14 protein-coding genes are annotated in these 13,494 nt (G+C 66.7%); 3 read left to right on the forward strand and 11 right to left on the reverse strand.

Annotated elements, in window-relative coordinates; translation table 11 throughout:
- Positions 1–37: 37 nt before the first annotated feature.
- Both mutM and mutY read left to right on the forward strand, forming a co-directional pair.
- Entirely contained in the window at positions 38–865 is an 828-nt protein-coding gene (gene mutM, locus J7024_RS20080; RefSeq protein WP_124827893.1) for a bifunctional DNA-formamidopyrimidine glycosylase/DNA-(apurinic or apyrimidinic site) lyase, read from the forward strand.
- A 36-nt stretch (positions 866–901) separates the two neighbouring features.
- Positions 902–2,002, forward strand: coding sequence for an A/G-specific adenine glycosylase (gene mutY / locus J7024_RS20085; protein ID WP_124827894.1), 1,101 nt, complete (start codon positions 902–904; stop codon positions 2,000–2,002).
- 111 nt (positions 2,003–2,113) lie between these two features.
- Here the strand turns inward: mutY and J7024_RS20090 are convergent, their stop codons facing one another.
- The 11 genes from J7024_RS20090 to kdsD all read right to left on the reverse strand — a co-directional run bounded on the left by J7024_RS20090 (position 2,114) and on the right by kdsD (position 11,357).
- On the reverse strand, positions 2,114–2,749 hold the full coding sequence (locus tag J7024_RS20090; protein WP_124827895.1) for an LON peptidase substrate-binding domain-containing protein: 636 nt from the start codon (positions 2,747–2,749) through the stop codon (positions 2,114–2,116).
- 26 nt (positions 2,750–2,775) lie between these two features.
- The gene (gene rapZ, locus J7024_RS20095; protein ID WP_124827896.1) at positions 2,776–3,684 is read right to left on the reverse strand and encodes an RNase adapter RapZ; all 909 of its coding nucleotides are present in this window, start codon (positions 3,682–3,684) and stop codon (positions 2,776–2,778) included.
- 75 nt (positions 3,685–3,759) lie between these two features.
- On the reverse strand, positions 3,760–4,728 hold the full coding sequence (hprK, locus tag J7024_RS20100; protein WP_006483133.1) for an HPr(Ser) kinase/phosphatase: 969 nt from the start codon (positions 4,726–4,728) through the stop codon (positions 3,760–3,762).
- Between the two features lie 129 nt (positions 4,729–4,857).
- The gene (locus tag J7024_RS20105) at positions 4,858–5,370 is read right to left on the reverse strand and encodes a PTS sugar transporter subunit IIA (protein ID WP_059451610.1); all 513 of its coding nucleotides are present in this window, start codon (positions 5,368–5,370) and stop codon (positions 4,858–4,860) included.
- Positions 5,371–5,565: 195 nt separating this feature from the next.
- Positions 5,566–5,925: a ribosome hibernation-promoting factor, HPF/YfiA family gene (gene hpf / locus J7024_RS20110; RefSeq protein ID WP_006477786.1), complete on the reverse strand. Its 360-nt coding sequence runs from the start codon at positions 5,923–5,925 to the stop codon at positions 5,566–5,568.
- A gap of 159 nt (positions 5,926–6,084) precedes the next feature.
- Positions 6,085–7,590, reverse strand: a complete 1,506-nt coding sequence (locus J7024_RS20115) for an RNA polymerase factor sigma-54 (protein ID WP_124827897.1) — start codon at positions 7,588–7,590, stop codon at positions 6,085–6,087.
- Between the two features lie 170 nt (positions 7,591–7,760).
- Positions 7,761–8,537, reverse strand: coding sequence for an LPS export ABC transporter ATP-binding protein (lptB, locus tag J7024_RS20120; RefSeq protein WP_124827898.1), 777 nt, complete (start codon positions 8,535–8,537; stop codon positions 7,761–7,763).
- Positions 8,534–9,199: a lipopolysaccharide transport periplasmic protein LptA gene (gene lptA, locus J7024_RS20125; RefSeq protein WP_124827899.1), complete on the reverse strand. Its 666-nt coding sequence runs from the start codon at positions 9,197–9,199 to the stop codon at positions 8,534–8,536. The genes lptB and lptA overlap by 4 nt, the downstream gene beginning before the upstream one ends.
- A 20-nt stretch (positions 9,200–9,219) precedes the next feature.
- On the reverse strand, positions 9,220–9,834 hold the full coding sequence (gene lptC / locus J7024_RS20130; protein ID WP_096507356.1) for an LPS export ABC transporter periplasmic protein LptC: 615 nt from the start codon (positions 9,832–9,834) through the stop codon (positions 9,220–9,222).
- Positions 9,835–9,837: 3 nt separating this feature from the next.
- A complete protein-coding gene (locus J7024_RS20135; RefSeq protein ID WP_124827900.1) occupies positions 9,838–10,374 on the reverse strand; it encodes a KdsC family phosphatase in 537 nt (178 codons plus the stop codon).
- A complete protein-coding gene (kdsD, locus tag J7024_RS20140; protein WP_124827901.1) occupies positions 10,374–11,357 on the reverse strand; it encodes an arabinose 5-phosphate isomerase KdsD in 984 nt (327 codons plus the stop codon). Before kdsD ends, J7024_RS20135 begins: the two co-directional genes overlap by 1 nt.
- Positions 11,358–11,482: 125 nt before the next feature.
- Here kdsD and J7024_RS20145 point away from each other — a divergent pair, with 125 nt between their 5' ends.
- On the forward strand, positions 11,483–13,489 hold the full coding sequence (locus J7024_RS20145; protein ID WP_124827902.1) for a monovalent cation:proton antiporter family protein: 2,007 nt from the start codon (positions 11,483–11,485) through the stop codon (positions 13,487–13,489).
- Positions 13,490–13,494: the final 5 nt, after the last annotated feature.

Consider the following 13,494-nt stretch of genomic DNA (forward strand, 5'->3'; position numbering starts at 1 on the left):
ACGCACGATAGTGAATCCAGCCTCAGACCCGCAAAATATGCCAGAGTTGCCAGAAGTCGAAGTCACGCGCCGGGGCATCGAGCCCTTTGTCGCAGGCCGCCGCGTCGAGCGTGTCGACGTCCGTACCGCGATGCTGCGCTGGCCCGTGCCTGCGGGGCTCGCGGAGCAATTGCGCGCGCGCGAGGTGCTCGCGGTCGAGCGTCGCGGCAAGTACCTGCTGTTCGAGGTCGACGCGGGCTGGTTCATCGTCCATCTCGGGATGACGGGCACGTTGCGCGTCCTGCCCGCGGCCGGCGTGCCGGTTGCCGCCAAACACGACCACATCGACTGGATTTTCGACGAATTCGTGCTGCGGTTCCGCGATCCGCGCCGTTTCGGTGCCGTGTTGTGGCACCCCCGCGAAGCGGGCGACGTGCATGCGCATCCGCTGCTCGCGAGCCTCGGCGTCGAGCCGTTCTCGCCCGCGTTCACCGGCGCGCTGCTGCACGCGCGCACGCGCGGCCGCACCGTGTCGGTCAAGCAGGCGCTGCTCGCGGGCGACATGGTCGTCGGCGTCGGCAACATCTATGCGTCCGAGAGCCTGTTTCGCGCCGGTATCCGGCCGACGACGGCCGCCGGCAAGGTATCGTTGCCGCGCTACGAACGGCTGGCCGACGCCGTACGGGCGACGCTCGCCGACGCGATCGAGCGCGGCGGCAGCACGCTGCGCGACTTCGTCGGCAGCAACGGCGAAAGCGGGTATTTCCAGCTCGACTGCTTCGTCTACGATCGCGCAGGCCTGCCTTGCCGCGTATGCGGCACGCCGATCCGGCATATCGTGCAGGGTCAGCGTTCGACCTATTACTGCCCGACCTGCCAGCGCTGAACCTCGCGTTGACCCCTTTTTCACTGATTCGAACACTTGAAGCCGCCTCGCACCGCTCCCGCCCCGTACCCCGTCACGCCGCTGCACAGTACGTTCGCCGCTCGCCTCATCGCATGGCAGCGCGTGCACGGCCGCCACGACCTGCCATGGCAGAACACCCGCGATCCGTACCGGATCTGGTTGTCGGAAATCATGCTGCAGCAGACGCAGGTATCGACCGTCGTTCCGTACTACACGCGTTTTCTCGAACGCTTCCCGACCGTCGTCGCGCTGGCCGACGCGCCGGCCGACGACGTGATGGCGCTGTGGGCCGGCCTCGGCTACTACTCGCGCGCCCGTAACCTGCATCGCTGCGCGCAGGTGGTCGCCGCCGAGCATGGCGGTGTATTCCCGTCGACGCCCGACGCGCTCGCCGAACTGCCCGGCATCGGCCGCTCGACGGCTGCGGCGATCGCGTCATTCGCATACGGCGCGCATGCAACGATTCTCGACGGCAACGTGAAACGCGTGCTCGCGCGGGTGTTCGGCGTCGAAGGCTTTCCGGGCGAGAAGCGCGTCGAGAACGACATGTGGGCGCTTGCCGAATCGTTGTTGCCGGATGCCGCGAATCCGGCCGACGTGAGCGCATACACGCAGGGGCTGATGGATCTCGGCGCGACGCTGTGCATGCGCGGCAAGCCGGATTGCGTGCGTTGTCCGTTCGCGGGCGATTGCGTCGCGCAATCGACGGGGCGGCAGCGCGAACTGCCGGCCGCGCGGCCGAAGAAGGCGGTGCCGACGCGCAAGACCTGGATGCTTGTGCTGCGCGACGGCGATGCCGTGCTGCTCGAGCGGCGTCCGCCGGCCGGCATCTGGGGCGGGCTGTGGTGCCTGCCGCAGGCCGACGGCGACGCCGCGCTCGCGGAACTCGCGCGCGGCTTCGGCGGCGGCGGCCCGGTGCCGCTTGCACCGTTCACGCACACGTTCACGCATTTCCGGCTCGAGATCGAGCCGCGGCTGAGCGACATGGCGGCCGGCGGATTGCCGCTTGCGCAGGATGCCGAGACGGCGTGGGTGCCGCTGAGCAGGCTCGACGCGTACGGCTTGCCGGCACCCGTGCGCAAGCTGCTCGATGCACTGAGCGGGCCGCTGCTGTAACGAAAGGGGCGGTGCGCGGCGGGGGCCGCGTGCTTTCCAAAATGCCGAGTTTTCAACCCGGCCGGTGCACTGCGCGAGATGTCGCCACAAAGCGATGCGCGATGGGCGCGCTTACAGCCACCCGTGCCGGTCGAGCACGTGGTGTACGGCGTCGATGCGTGCGCCGACGTCTGGAAACTCCATCAGCTTCTGCCGCGCGCGCAGGTCGAGCGGCAGCAGTTCGGCGAGGCGGTTCGACACCCAGCTCGGATCGTCGAGGCGGAACGGTTCGCCGAACGGCATCTTGCCCGGTTCCGATTTCTTCAGCGCTTCGATGATACGCTCGAGCACCTCGGCACACGAGCCGAATTGCGCGAGCGCCTGCTCGCCTTCGAGCGGGATGTCGTCGGGCAGCGGCTCAGCGATGCCGACCAGCAGCCCGTTGCCTTCGACGCGATACGACAGCAGCTCGAAGCGCTGCGTGCCGATGGTCTGCAGGAACAGCATCCCGAATTCGCCGGTGTCGCATTCGGTGATGCGTGCCATGCAGCCGATGGTCTCGGGCACCGAGACGGCGCCGTCCTGGGCCACTTCGGGGCCGCTCTTCAGCAGGCACACGCCGAACGGCGCTTCGTCGCGCAGGCACGCGCGGGCCATGTCGAGATAGCGCGCCTCGAACACCTTGAGCGGCAGCCAGCCACCAGGGAACAGCACCGTGTGCAGCGGAAACAGCGGCAGTTCGATCAGGGTGGTCGATAGGGTAGACATGGCGCGCCGGCGAAAGGGCGGAGTCGCTAAGGTCGGTCGACCTCGGTGACAAGCCGCGACGACGCGTCGACATCCACGGGCGCGTCACGATGCCGCACGATCACGTTCGCCTCGGGCGCGAGGCGCGCGGCGAGCGTTTCCGCGATGAACACCGAGCGATGCTGCCCGCCCGTGCAGCCGATGGCGACGGTCAGGTAGCTGCGGTTGTCTTCGCGAAAGTGCGGCAGCCATTTCATCAGGAACGCATGGATGTCGTCGATCATCTGATGGACGATCGGCAGTGCGTCGAGAAAGGCGATGACCGGCTGGTCGAGCCCGGTGAGCGGGCGCAGCTCATGGTCGTAGTACGGATTCGGCAGCGCGCGCACGTCGAACATCAGGTCGGCGTCGAGCGGCACGCCGCGCTTGAAGCCGAACGACTCGAACATCACCATCAGGTCGTTGTTCTTCTGCTCGATGAAGCGCTTGACCCACGTGCGCAGCACGTTCGCACGCAGCGTACTGGTATCGATCTGGTGACCGAATTCGGCGAGCGGTGCGACGAGATCGCGTTCGCGCTCGATCGCCTCCTCGAGCGACGACAGCAGCCCGACGTTCGCATCGTGCGACGGCGAGCCGGACAGCGGGTGGCGCCGGCGCGTTTCGGAGAAGCGCTGAATCAGTGCCTGCGTGCTCGCGTTCAGGAACAGCACGCGAACATCGTGCTTGAGCGACAGCGCACGGATCAGGCCGGGCATTTCGTCGAGCGACGCGCTCGAGCGTGCATCGATTGCAACCGCGAGCCGGTGCTGGCCTGCCTCGGCGAGGTAGCGGGCGAGTTCTGGGAGCACGTGCGGCGGCAGGTTGTCGACGCAGTAATAGCCTGCGTCTTCAAGCGCGTTCAGCGCGACGGATTTGCCTGAGCCGGAGATGCCGGTGATGAGGACGATGCGCATGGGAAGCAGAGAATCCTGACGTTTCATCATAGCACCGGCTCGACGCGTCGGCGCTGCGTGGCCGGCGCGGGAGAATTACACGAGCTTGCCGGGGAACTGACTGTCGGGATCTTGCATCGCGAGTCGTTGCCGATCCATGAAATCGCGCAACGTGTCGATTCCGCGCAACTGCAGGATCGTGTTCCGCACGGCTGCCTCGACGAGCACTGCGAGGTTGCGGCCGGCCGCCACCTGGATCGTCACCTTGCTGATCGGCAGGCCGAGCACGTCGACGGTCTGGCTTTCCAGCGGCAGGCGCTGGAATTCGCCGTCCGGGCGGCGTACGAGCTGAACGATCAGCTTCAGCTTCATTTTCCGCCGTACGGCGGTTTCGCCGAAGATCGTCTTGATGTCGAGCAGGCCGAGGCCGCGAACTTCGAGCAGGTTCTGCAGCAGCGGCGGGCAGCGGCCTTCGACGAAATCGGGGCCAAGTCGGACGAAGTCGACCGCGTCGTCGGCGACGAGGCCGTGACCGCGGCTGATGAGTTCGAGGCCGAGTTCGCTCTTGCCGAGACCGGAGTCGCCGGTGAGCAGAACGCCCATCCCGAGGATGTCGAGGAACACGCCATGCAGCGTCGCGCGCGGCGCGAGGATGCGCGACATGTAGAGCCGCAGGCTATCGATCACCGCGGCGGCCGACATCGGCGTCGTGAACAGCGGGGTGGACGAGCGCGTGCAACGCAGCACGAGTTCGGGCGGCGCCGCCGCGCCGCCGGCGACGACGAGGAACGGCGGCTCGAGTGCGATCAGCTCGGCCATGTGGCGCGAACGGTCTTCGTCGGTCTGCCGCTGGTAGTAGTCGATTTCGGCTTCGCCGAGCACCTGGATCCGGTTCGGGTGGATCAGGTTCAGGTGGCCGACGAGGTCGGCGCTCGACGTCGCGTTGCCGACGGTGTCGGCCGAAAAACCGCGCTCCCAGCCTTCATGCCCCGTCAGCCAGCTCAGCTTCAGCGTGGCTGCGTTGTCGTCGAAGATGCTCTGGGCGTTGATGCTGGACGTATCCATGACTCTCGTCACTCCAATGAGTCGGTGCACGCGCGCGGCGACGGGCGTCGCCATGCGGGACCGGCGCCGGGCAGCCGTGGACGGCGGCGCATGCCGCCTCGCTCGGGAAAATATTCCGCCCGGATCAACTCAAGGTTGCCACTGAGTGAGCAGGCGATGCAACTCGGCGATATCCGTTTCGTTGTGCAGACGCTCGCGCGCGTCGCGATCGGACAGCAGTTGCGCGATTTCCGACAGGATCTCGAGGTGTTGCTGGGTGGCTTGCTCGGGGACGAGCAGGAAAATCAGGAGACCGACCGGCTGGCCGTCGGGCGCTTCGAACGGGATCGCATCGGCGAGCCGAACGAACGCGGCGAGCGGGTGCTTGAGCCCCTTGATACGCCCGTGCGGAATCGCGACGCCTTCGCCGAGCCCGGTCGAGCCGAGGCGCTCGCGCGCGAACAGGTTGTCCGTGACGGTGCTGCGGGCGATGCCGTTCTGATTTTCGAAGATCAGCCCGGCTTGTTCGAAGACGCGTTTCTTGCTGGTGACGGAGAGGTCGATGACGACGTTCTCTATGGGCAGGATTTTGGCTAGGCGATTCATGTTGGCAGGCGATTGGGCGGCCTGGGGTCTCCTTGCTGCGGCAGACTGATTTTCCATGTTCGGCGATATCAAGGCGTTCGGTATCGGCAACCTGCAAGGCAGCTACCGCATCAACGCCCCCCGGCGATAACCGGAACATTATAGAGCACAGCCGCGCGCGTGGCGCAGCATGGACGGACCGGTCGCACCACTGCGTCGAAGCCACAAAAAAAACGCCCGGCGAACCGGGCGGCATGTGTGCTGCAATGACCGTTATTGCGGCGGCAGTTCGATCTGGTCGATCGACGGCTGCAGCTTGATGGGGTCGTGCGCGTGCGTTTGCAGACGCTCCATGTGCTTGACGACCTGGCGATCCAGCTTGTCGATCAGCAGATCGATCGCAGCGTACAGGTTACCGTTCGCGCTTTCGACGAAGATGTCCTTGCCCTTCAGGTGCAGGTTGATTTCCGCGCGCTGCTGCTTGTCCTTTTCCTTGTGGTTGTCGACCGAGAGGATCACAGTGCCATCTATCACCTGATCGCTATGGCGTAGCACCCGGTCCAGCTTGGTGATCACGTATTCGCGAATTGCAGGCGTGACTTCGAGATGATGTCCACTGATCTTCAGGTTCATAGTGCTTCTCCAAGCGAGAGACCACCCGGCCGCATCGAGGCGGCGCTCCGGTCGACTTGCCCCTGCCGCACGCGGCGGCAAATTCGCGGACAGGTCGCCCGGCCTGTTCCCCGTGTGCGCGGTGGCCGGAACACGCCTGCCGCCGGGCAGGCAGCAGGCTTAAAGAGACTTGCGCAGATTCACTGCCGGGATTTTGAGGGCTTCGCGATACTTGGCGACCGTGCGGCGCGCAACCACGAAACCCTGTTCTGCCAGCAGCTCGGCAATGCGGCTGTCCGAAAGTGGCGATTTTGGGTCTTCAGCTCCTATCAGTTGCTTGATCAGGGCTCGGATGGCGGTCGACGAAGCGGCGCCTCCGGTGTCGGTCGAAACGTGTGATCCGAAGAAGTACTTAAATTCAAGCGTCCCGAACGGGGTCAGCATGTACTTGCCTGTTGTCACACGGCTGACAGTCGACTCGTGTAGGCCCAGCGTATCAGCTATTTCCCGCAAAACCAAGGGGCGCATGGCAATTTCACCGTGCGCAAAGAAATTCTTCTGACGCTCGACAATAGCCTGCGCGACGCGCAGGATCGTGTCGAAGCGCTGCTGGATGTTCTTGATCAGCCAGCGTGCTTCCTGGAGCTGCTGTTTCAACGATCCGGCCGACGGATCGCCGCGGCTGTTGCGCAGGATGTTCGCGTACAGGTTGTTGATCCGCAGGCGCGGCATCACTTCCGGATTGAGTTCCGCGAGCCAGTTCTGGCCGGACTTCTTCACGATGATGTCGGGTACGACGTAGTCCGCTTCGGCCTTGCCGTATGCGGCGCCCGGGAACGGCTCCAGCGAACGGATCAGCGCGTGCGCGTCGCGCAGCGCGTCGTCGCTCGCCTTCAGGTGCTTGCGCAGCCGCGTGAAATCGCGCGCGGCGAGCAGCTCGAGATGCTGCGACACGATTTCGAGCGCGAGCGTGCGGGTGGGGGACGGATCGAGGCGCAGCAACTGCAGCTTCAGGCATTCGGATGCCGAGCGCGCACCGACCCCGGCGGGGTCGAAGCTGTGCAGCAGCGCGAGCGCCGCGTTCAGTTCGTCGCAGTCGATTTCAAGTTCGGCCGGCAGATCGGCGAGCACTTCGTCGAGCGACGCGGTCAGGTAGCCGTCGTCGTCGAGCGATTCGATCAGGAACATCACGAGCGCGCGATCGCGCGGGCCGGCCTGCGTGACGCGCAGTTGCGCGGAGAGATGGTCGCGCAGCGACGTCGCGGCTTCCTGCACCTGCAGCGGCGGCAGGTCGTCGTCGTCCGATGCGCCGCTCGAGCGGCCGAACTCGTCGAGATTCCACTGCGGGCCGTCGTTGCCGTCGCCGGATGCGTAGCCGTCGTATTCGTCGGCGCCGGCCGGTTCGTCGCGCTCGGCGCGCTCGCCCGACTGGCCGCTGCCGTTCGCGGCGGCCGGTTCGGCGCTCTGCGCGGGCGGCGTCTGCGCGATCAGCGATCCATCCGCCGCGACACGCAGCGGACTCGCGATCCATTCATCGTCATTTTCGAGCAGCGGATTCTGCGCGACGGCCATCGCGACTTCCTGCTGCAGTTCGAGCGTCGACAACTGCAGAAGCCGGATCGACTGCTGTAGCTGCGGCGTCAGCGCCAAATGTTGCGACAGGCGGAGTTGAAGGCTGGCTTTCATGGCAGAGAGGGAGTCATACCGGCAGTGTGCCACGACCCAGGCGCCTTGAGCCATCCGCGATTACGCGCGGCGCGCCGCCCGGCCGCGGGTAGGGCTGCAACATGGCTGGAAAGCCGCGCGCGGCCCCGCACGGCGGTGCCGGGCGGGGTGCAGCCGGCCACGAGGGGAAGTTACATGCGGAAGTGTTCGCCGAGGTACACGCGGCGCACGCTTTCGTTCTCGATGATGTCGCTCGGCGCGCCGGCGGCGAGCACTGAACCGTCGCTGATGATGTATGCGTGGTCGCAAATGCCGAGCGTTTCGCGGACGTTGTGATCGGTAATCAACACGCCGATATTGCGCTGCTTCAGGAACTTGACGATCTTCTGGATCTCGAGTACTGCGATCGGATCGACGCCGGCGAACGGTTCGTCGAGCAGGATGAAGTTCGGGTTGGTCGCGAGCGCACGCGCGATTTCGACGCGACGGCGTTCGCCGCCCGACAGCGACAGCGCAGGATTGTCGCGCAGGTGGGCGATCTGCAGCTCGTCGAGCAGTGCCTCGGTGCGCGACGCGATCGCATCCTTCGAGAGCCGCTTGCCATCGTCGCCGTACTGCAGCTCGAGCACTGCGCGGATGTTCTCCTCGACGGTCAGCTTGCGGAACACGGATGCTTCCTGCGGCAGGTACGACAGGCCGAGCGATGCGCGCTTGTGGATCGGCAGCAGGCTGATCGAGCTGCCGTTCAGCGAGATCTCGCCCGCATCGAGCGGCACGAGGCCCACGATCATGTAGAACGACGTGGTCTTGCCGGCGCCGTTCGGGCCGAGCAGGCCGACGACCTCGCCGCTCTTCACGTCGAGCGACACGTCCTTGACGACGGTGCGCGAGCCGTAGCGCTTCTTCAGGTTGCGGACGACGAGCGAGCTCGTCGTGCCGGCCGGCTGGCGATTCGGTAGCGCGTTCATTGGCCCGGCGCTCCCTGGATCGTGGTCGACGGCGACAGCTTCGCCGGCGCACCGTTCAGCGGCCCTGCGCCGCCGTTCTTCGGCGACAGCATCGCGCGCACGCGGCCGGTCGGGTTGCCAGGCGCCGCGACGTCCTTGCCGCCCTTCGCGGTGTAGAAGTCGTGCTGGCCGTCGTACGTGATCACGCTGCCGTGCACGGTGTCGGCGATGGTCGACGTGCCCTGCAGGCGGCGCACGGTGGCCGCGGTCGTCAGCGTCGTGAGATCCTGCTTGCCGTCGTAGTCGATGCGCTCGGCATCGCCGTCGATGTACTCGTCGAGGCCTTCGCGCTTCTGGCGGAACGTTGCGTGCTTCTTGCTGCTGCCGAACGACGTCGCGTACTGATAGCCTTCCGGATCCTGGCGCACTTCGACGCGATCGCCCTTGATGATGATCGTGCCCTTCGTGATCACGACGTTGCCGGTCGCGACCGTGACCTGCTTCAGGTCGTCATAGGTCAGGTTGTCCGCCTCGACGTTGATCGGCTTGTTCTGGTCGGCCTTCTCGGCATGGGCGAGCGGCGCCAGCCCGACGAGCGGGAGCGCCACGAGCGTCGCGGCGAGCGCGGCGCGGACGGCGCGCGCAGCGCCGCCGGAATTCTGTCGAGGGAACGGTTCGTTCATGCAGTCACGTGAGGGATGCGTCACCTGGATTGAGCTTTCGAGCCGCCCGACGCGTCGGACGCGGCAATCGTGCCGCGCACGTTGCCGTAAAGCTCGATGACCCGGGTGACGTTGTTGTACTTCATGCCGTCGGTCGCGTTGACGAGCGACAGGCCGCGCTGAAGTTTAACCGGCTTTTCGGTCTGGATCACATCGTCATTGACGAAGATCCGGAAATGCTGGGAATCGGCCTGCATCTGCGGATCGCCGCCGCCGGCCACGCGCAGGATGCGCGCGTCGTCGTACAAATCGACGATCGACACGTCGCCGTTGACGGTGCCGCGCTTCGCGGTGGTCGTCACGACCGGCTTGCCGGGCTGGAACGCGCGCATGGCCGGATCGGTCAGGTCGCTGTTTTCGGTGTCTTCGTAGTGGATCAGCTTCGCGGCCGTCAGCCGGTACTGGGTCGTGCCGGACTGGTCGAGCTCGGTGACCGAGAAGTTGTCCGCGAAATAGTCGGGCGTATGGCGCTTCGGCTGCACGGCGCCCTCGCCGGGCGGCGGCAGCGTTGCCTGCAACAGCCACCACGTGATGCCCGCGAGCGCGGCGACCGCGACGAGCGGCAGCAACTGGGTCCAGCGGAAATGCGTGTTCATTCGTCAGGCTCCGCAGGCGGCCGCGAGCATGGCGTCGTAGCGGCGTTGCGCGCGCAGGATCGCGTCGCACACTTCGCGCACGGCGCCGTGGCCGCCACGGGCCTCGGCCACCCAGTGCGCGCGGGCGATCACCTCGGGGTGCGCATTGGCCGGCGCGGTCGCGAAGCCGCAGCGCAGCATCACCGGCAGGTCGGGCCAGTCGTCGCCCATGTAGCCGCATGCGTCGGCGGCGATGCCGAGCGACGCGATCAGGTCGGCGAACACGGCGAGCTTGTTCTCGACGCCCTGGAACAGGTGCGCGATCTTCATTTCCTTCGCGCGCGCCGCAACGATTTCCGAGCGGCGGCCGGTGATGATCGCGGTCGCGATGCCGGCCTCGCCGAGCAGCTTCACGCCGTGGCCGTCGAGCGAATTGAACGACTTCATCGCGTCGCCGGCCACGGTAAACAGCAGGCCGCCGTCGGTCAGCACGCCGTCGACGTCGAAAATCATCAGCTTCACGCGGCTCGCGCGTTCGGCCGCAGTCAGCGCTGCGCTCATCAGATCACCTTCTTCGAAAACAGGTCGTGCATGTTCAGCGCGCCGATCAGCACGCCGTCGGCATCGACCACCAGCATCTGGTTGATCCGGTGGCGCTCCATCAGTTCCACGGCTTCGACCGCGAGATGTTCAGGGCCGATCGTGCGCGGCTTGCGGGTCATCACGTCGACGATCGGCAGCGTGCGGAAATCGCCGTCGCGGGCAAGCACGCGGCGCAGGTCGCCGTCGGTGAAGATGCCGGCGACGCGGCCGTCGGCATTGACCACGGCCGTCATGCCCATCCGCTTCGCGGTAATCTGGAACAGCGCGTCCGACAGCGTCGCGTCGGCGCCGACCAGCGGCACGTCGTCGCCCGAGCGCATCACGTCGCGCACATGGGTGAGCAGGCGGCGGCCGAGCGCACCGCCCGGATGCGAGCGCGCGAAATCCTCGGAGCCGAAGCCGCGCGCGTCGAGCACCGCGACGGCGAGCGCATCGCCGAGCGCGAGCGCGGCGGTCGTGCTCGCGGTGGGCGCGAGGTTCAGCGGGCACGCTTCCTTCGAGACCGCGGCGTTCAGGTTCACGTCGGCAAGCGTGCCGAGGCTCGATTCCGCACGACCCGTGATCGCGATCAGCTTCGCGCCGATCCGCTTGACGAGCGGCAGGATCGCGACGAGCTCTTCCGACTCGCCCGAATACGAGATACCGATGAAGACGTCGTCCGACGTGACCATGCCGAGGTCGCCGTGGCTGGCTTCGGCCGGATGGACGAAGAAGGCAGGCGTGCCGGTGCTGGCCAGCGTGGCCGCGATCTTGCGGGCAATATGCCCCGATTTGCCGATGCCGGACACCACCACGCGGCCGCGGCAGCCGAGCAGCAGCGCGACGGCCTGGACGAAGTCGCCGTCGAGCTGGTCGCGCAGCGCGCGTACGGCGTCCGCCTCGATGTCGAGCACGTCGCGGGCGAGCGCGAGCGCCCGATCATCATTGATTTTCGCTATCATGCGCGGAGTATAGCAAAGGCGTTTGTTCGCCGCGCCGGGCCTTCGGACTCGTCCGAGGTCGCCTGACCACCGCCACCACCCGCGCCCGCATTGCCGTGGCCCCGACGAACGAGGACGCTTCGCCTGTGATTTCCCCGCTCGAAATGACCCTGCTGCTGCTGCTGGCCTCGGTGGTGGGTGTCGTCGTATTCCGCTCGCTGAACCTGCCGCCGATGCTTGGTTACCTGACCGTCGGCATCCTGGTCGGCCCGCACGCGTTCGGCATTGCCGCGGACCTCGAACGGGCCGAACACCTCGCGGAATTCGGCGTGGTGTTCCTGATGTTCTCGATCGGCCTCGAATTCTCGCTCGCGAAGCTCAGGGCGATGCAGCGGCTCGTGTTCGGGCTAGGACTGCTGCAGGTCGTCGCAACCCTCGTGCTCGCGGTCGTGCTCGGCGCGCTGTTCGAGCGCTGGGTGCACATCACGTGGCAGGGCAGTGTCGCGCTCGGCGGCGCGCTCGCGATGTCGTCGACGGCGATCGTGTCGAAGATGCTCGCCGAGCGGCTCGAGATCGAGACCGCCCACGGCCGCAACATCTTCGGCGTGCTGCTGTTCCAGGATCTCGCGGTGGTGCCGCTGCTGATCGTGATCGCCGCGTTCGGCGCGGAATCGTCGAAGGATCTCGCGATCACGCTCGGCTTCGCGGCGGTCAAGATCGTGATCGCGCTCGCGCTGCTGCTGATCGTCGGCCAGCGTTTCATGACGCGCTGGCTCAACGTCGTTGCGCGGCGCCGCTCGCAGGAGCTGTTCGTGCTGAACCTGCTGCTCGTCACGCTCGGCGCCGCCTTCATCACCGACCGCTTCGGCCTGTCGCTCGCGCTCGGTGCGTTCATCGCCGGGATGCTGATCTCCGAGACGCCGTTTCGCCATCAGGTCGAGGAGGACATCAAGCCGTTTCGCGACGTGCTGCTCGGCCTGTTCTTCGTGACCACCGGGATGCTGCTCGATCCGCGCGTGATCTGGGAGCATCCGCTCCTCGTGTTCGGCTTCTTCGTCGGTCAGATCCTGTTCAAGGGGACGATGATCGCGGGGCTCGCGCGGCTGTTCGGCGCGACGCCGGGCGTCGCGATGCGTACCGGCATCGGGCTCGCGCAGGCCGGCGAATTCGGCTTCGTGCTGCTGAACCTGATCCTCGACCGGCATCTGGTCGATTCGACGCTGCTCCAGGCGATCCTCGCGTCGATGCTGCTGTCGATGCTCGCCGCGCCGTTCCTGATCCAGAACGCCGACCGCATCGTGATGCGGCTGTCGTCGACGGAATGGATGCAGCAGTCGCTGCAGATGACGCGGATCGCGACGCAAAGCCTGAAGCAGCGCGGTCACGTGATCATCTGCGGCTACGGCCGCGCGGGCCAGAACCTGGCGCGCATGCTCGAGCAGGAAGGCATTTCGTACGTCGCGCTCGACCTCGATCCCGATCGCGTGAGCGCGGCCGCGACCGCCGGCGAATCCGTCGTGTTCGGCGATGCGGCGCGCCGCGAATCGCTGCTCGCGGCCGGTATCCACCGCGCGGCGGCCGTCGCGATCACCTATGCGAACACGCCGTCCGCGCTGCGCGTGCTGCATCACGTGCACGAGCTGGAGCCGACGCTGCCGGCGATCGTACGCACCGTCGACGATGCCGATCTCGAGAAGCTGCTCGCGGCCGGCGCGACCGAGGTGATTCCGGAGATCGTCGAGGGCAGCCTGATGCTCGCGTCGCATACGCTCGTGCTGGTCGGCGTGCCGATGCGCAAGGTCGTGCGGCGCGTCGAGGAGATGCGCGACGAGCGCTACAGCCTGCTGCGCGGCTATTTCCGAGGCGCGGACGACGCGGACGACGACGATCACGAGCAGGTGCGGCTACAATCAGTGCCGGTCGACACGCGCGCGGACGCGGTCGGGCGCTCGCTGGAGGAGCTGGGGCTGTATGCGCTCGGGCTGGAAGTCACGGCGATCCGCCGGCACGGCATTCGCGGCGTCGAACCCGATCCGCAGACCAAGCTGCGCGCGAGCGATATCGTGGTGCTGCGCGGGCTGCCAGAGGCGCTCGCGCTCGCGGAGGAACGGTTGTCGCGCCATCGGCGCGAGCCGCCGGCCGCTGTCGCCTGAGTCGC

The sequence above is a fragment of the Burkholderia sp. WTPI3 genome, assembly GCF_021483755.1.
Taxonomy (GTDB): Bacteria; Pseudomonadota; Gammaproteobacteria; order Burkholderiales; family Burkholderiaceae; genus Burkholderia.

What these genes read in the sequence shown, in the direction of transcription:
- mutM (WP_124827893.1), top strand. Translation starts at nt 38, where the DNA reads ATGCCAGAGTTGCCAGAAGTCGAAGTCACGCGCCGGGGCATCGAGCCC.
- J7024_RS20090 (WP_124827895.1), bottom strand. Translation starts at nt 2,749, where the DNA reads ATGTCTACCCTATCGACCACCCTGATCGAACTGCCGCTGTTTCCGCTG.
- rapZ (WP_124827896.1), bottom strand. Translation starts at nt 3,684, where the DNA reads ATGCGCATCGTCCTCATCACCGGCATCTCCGGCTCAGGCAAATCCGTC.
- hprK (WP_006483133.1), bottom strand. Translation starts at nt 4,728, where the DNA reads ATGGATACGTCCAGCATCAACGCCCAGAGCATCTTCGACGACAACGCA.
- J7024_RS20105 (WP_059451610.1), bottom strand. Translation starts at nt 5,370, where the DNA reads ATGGAAAATCAGTCTGCCGCAGCAAGGAGACCCCAGGCCGCCCAATCG.
- hpf (WP_006477786.1), bottom strand. Translation starts at nt 5,925, where the DNA reads ATGAACCTGAAGATCAGTGGACATCATCTCGAAGTCACGCCTGCAATT.
- J7024_RS20115 (WP_124827897.1), bottom strand. Translation starts at nt 7,590, where the DNA reads ATGAAAGCCAGCCTTCAACTCCGCCTGTCGCAACATTTGGCGCTGACG.
- lptB (WP_124827898.1), bottom strand. Translation starts at nt 8,537, where the DNA reads ATGAACGCGCTACCGAATCGCCAGCCGGCCGGCACGACGAGCTCGCTC.
- lptA (WP_124827899.1), bottom strand. Translation starts at nt 9,199, where the DNA reads ATGAACGAACCGTTCCCTCGACAGAATTCCGGCGGCGCTGCGCGCGCC.
- lptC (WP_096507356.1), bottom strand. Translation starts at nt 9,834, where the DNA reads ATGAACACGCATTTCCGCTGGACCCAGTTGCTGCCGCTCGTCGCGGTC.
- J7024_RS20135 (WP_124827900.1), bottom strand. Translation starts at nt 10,374, where the DNA reads ATGAGCGCAGCGCTGACTGCGGCCGAACGCGCGAGCCGCGTGAAGCTG.
- kdsD (WP_124827901.1), bottom strand. Translation starts at nt 11,357, where the DNA reads ATGATAGCGAAAATCAATGATGATCGGGCGCTCGCGCTCGCCCGCGAC.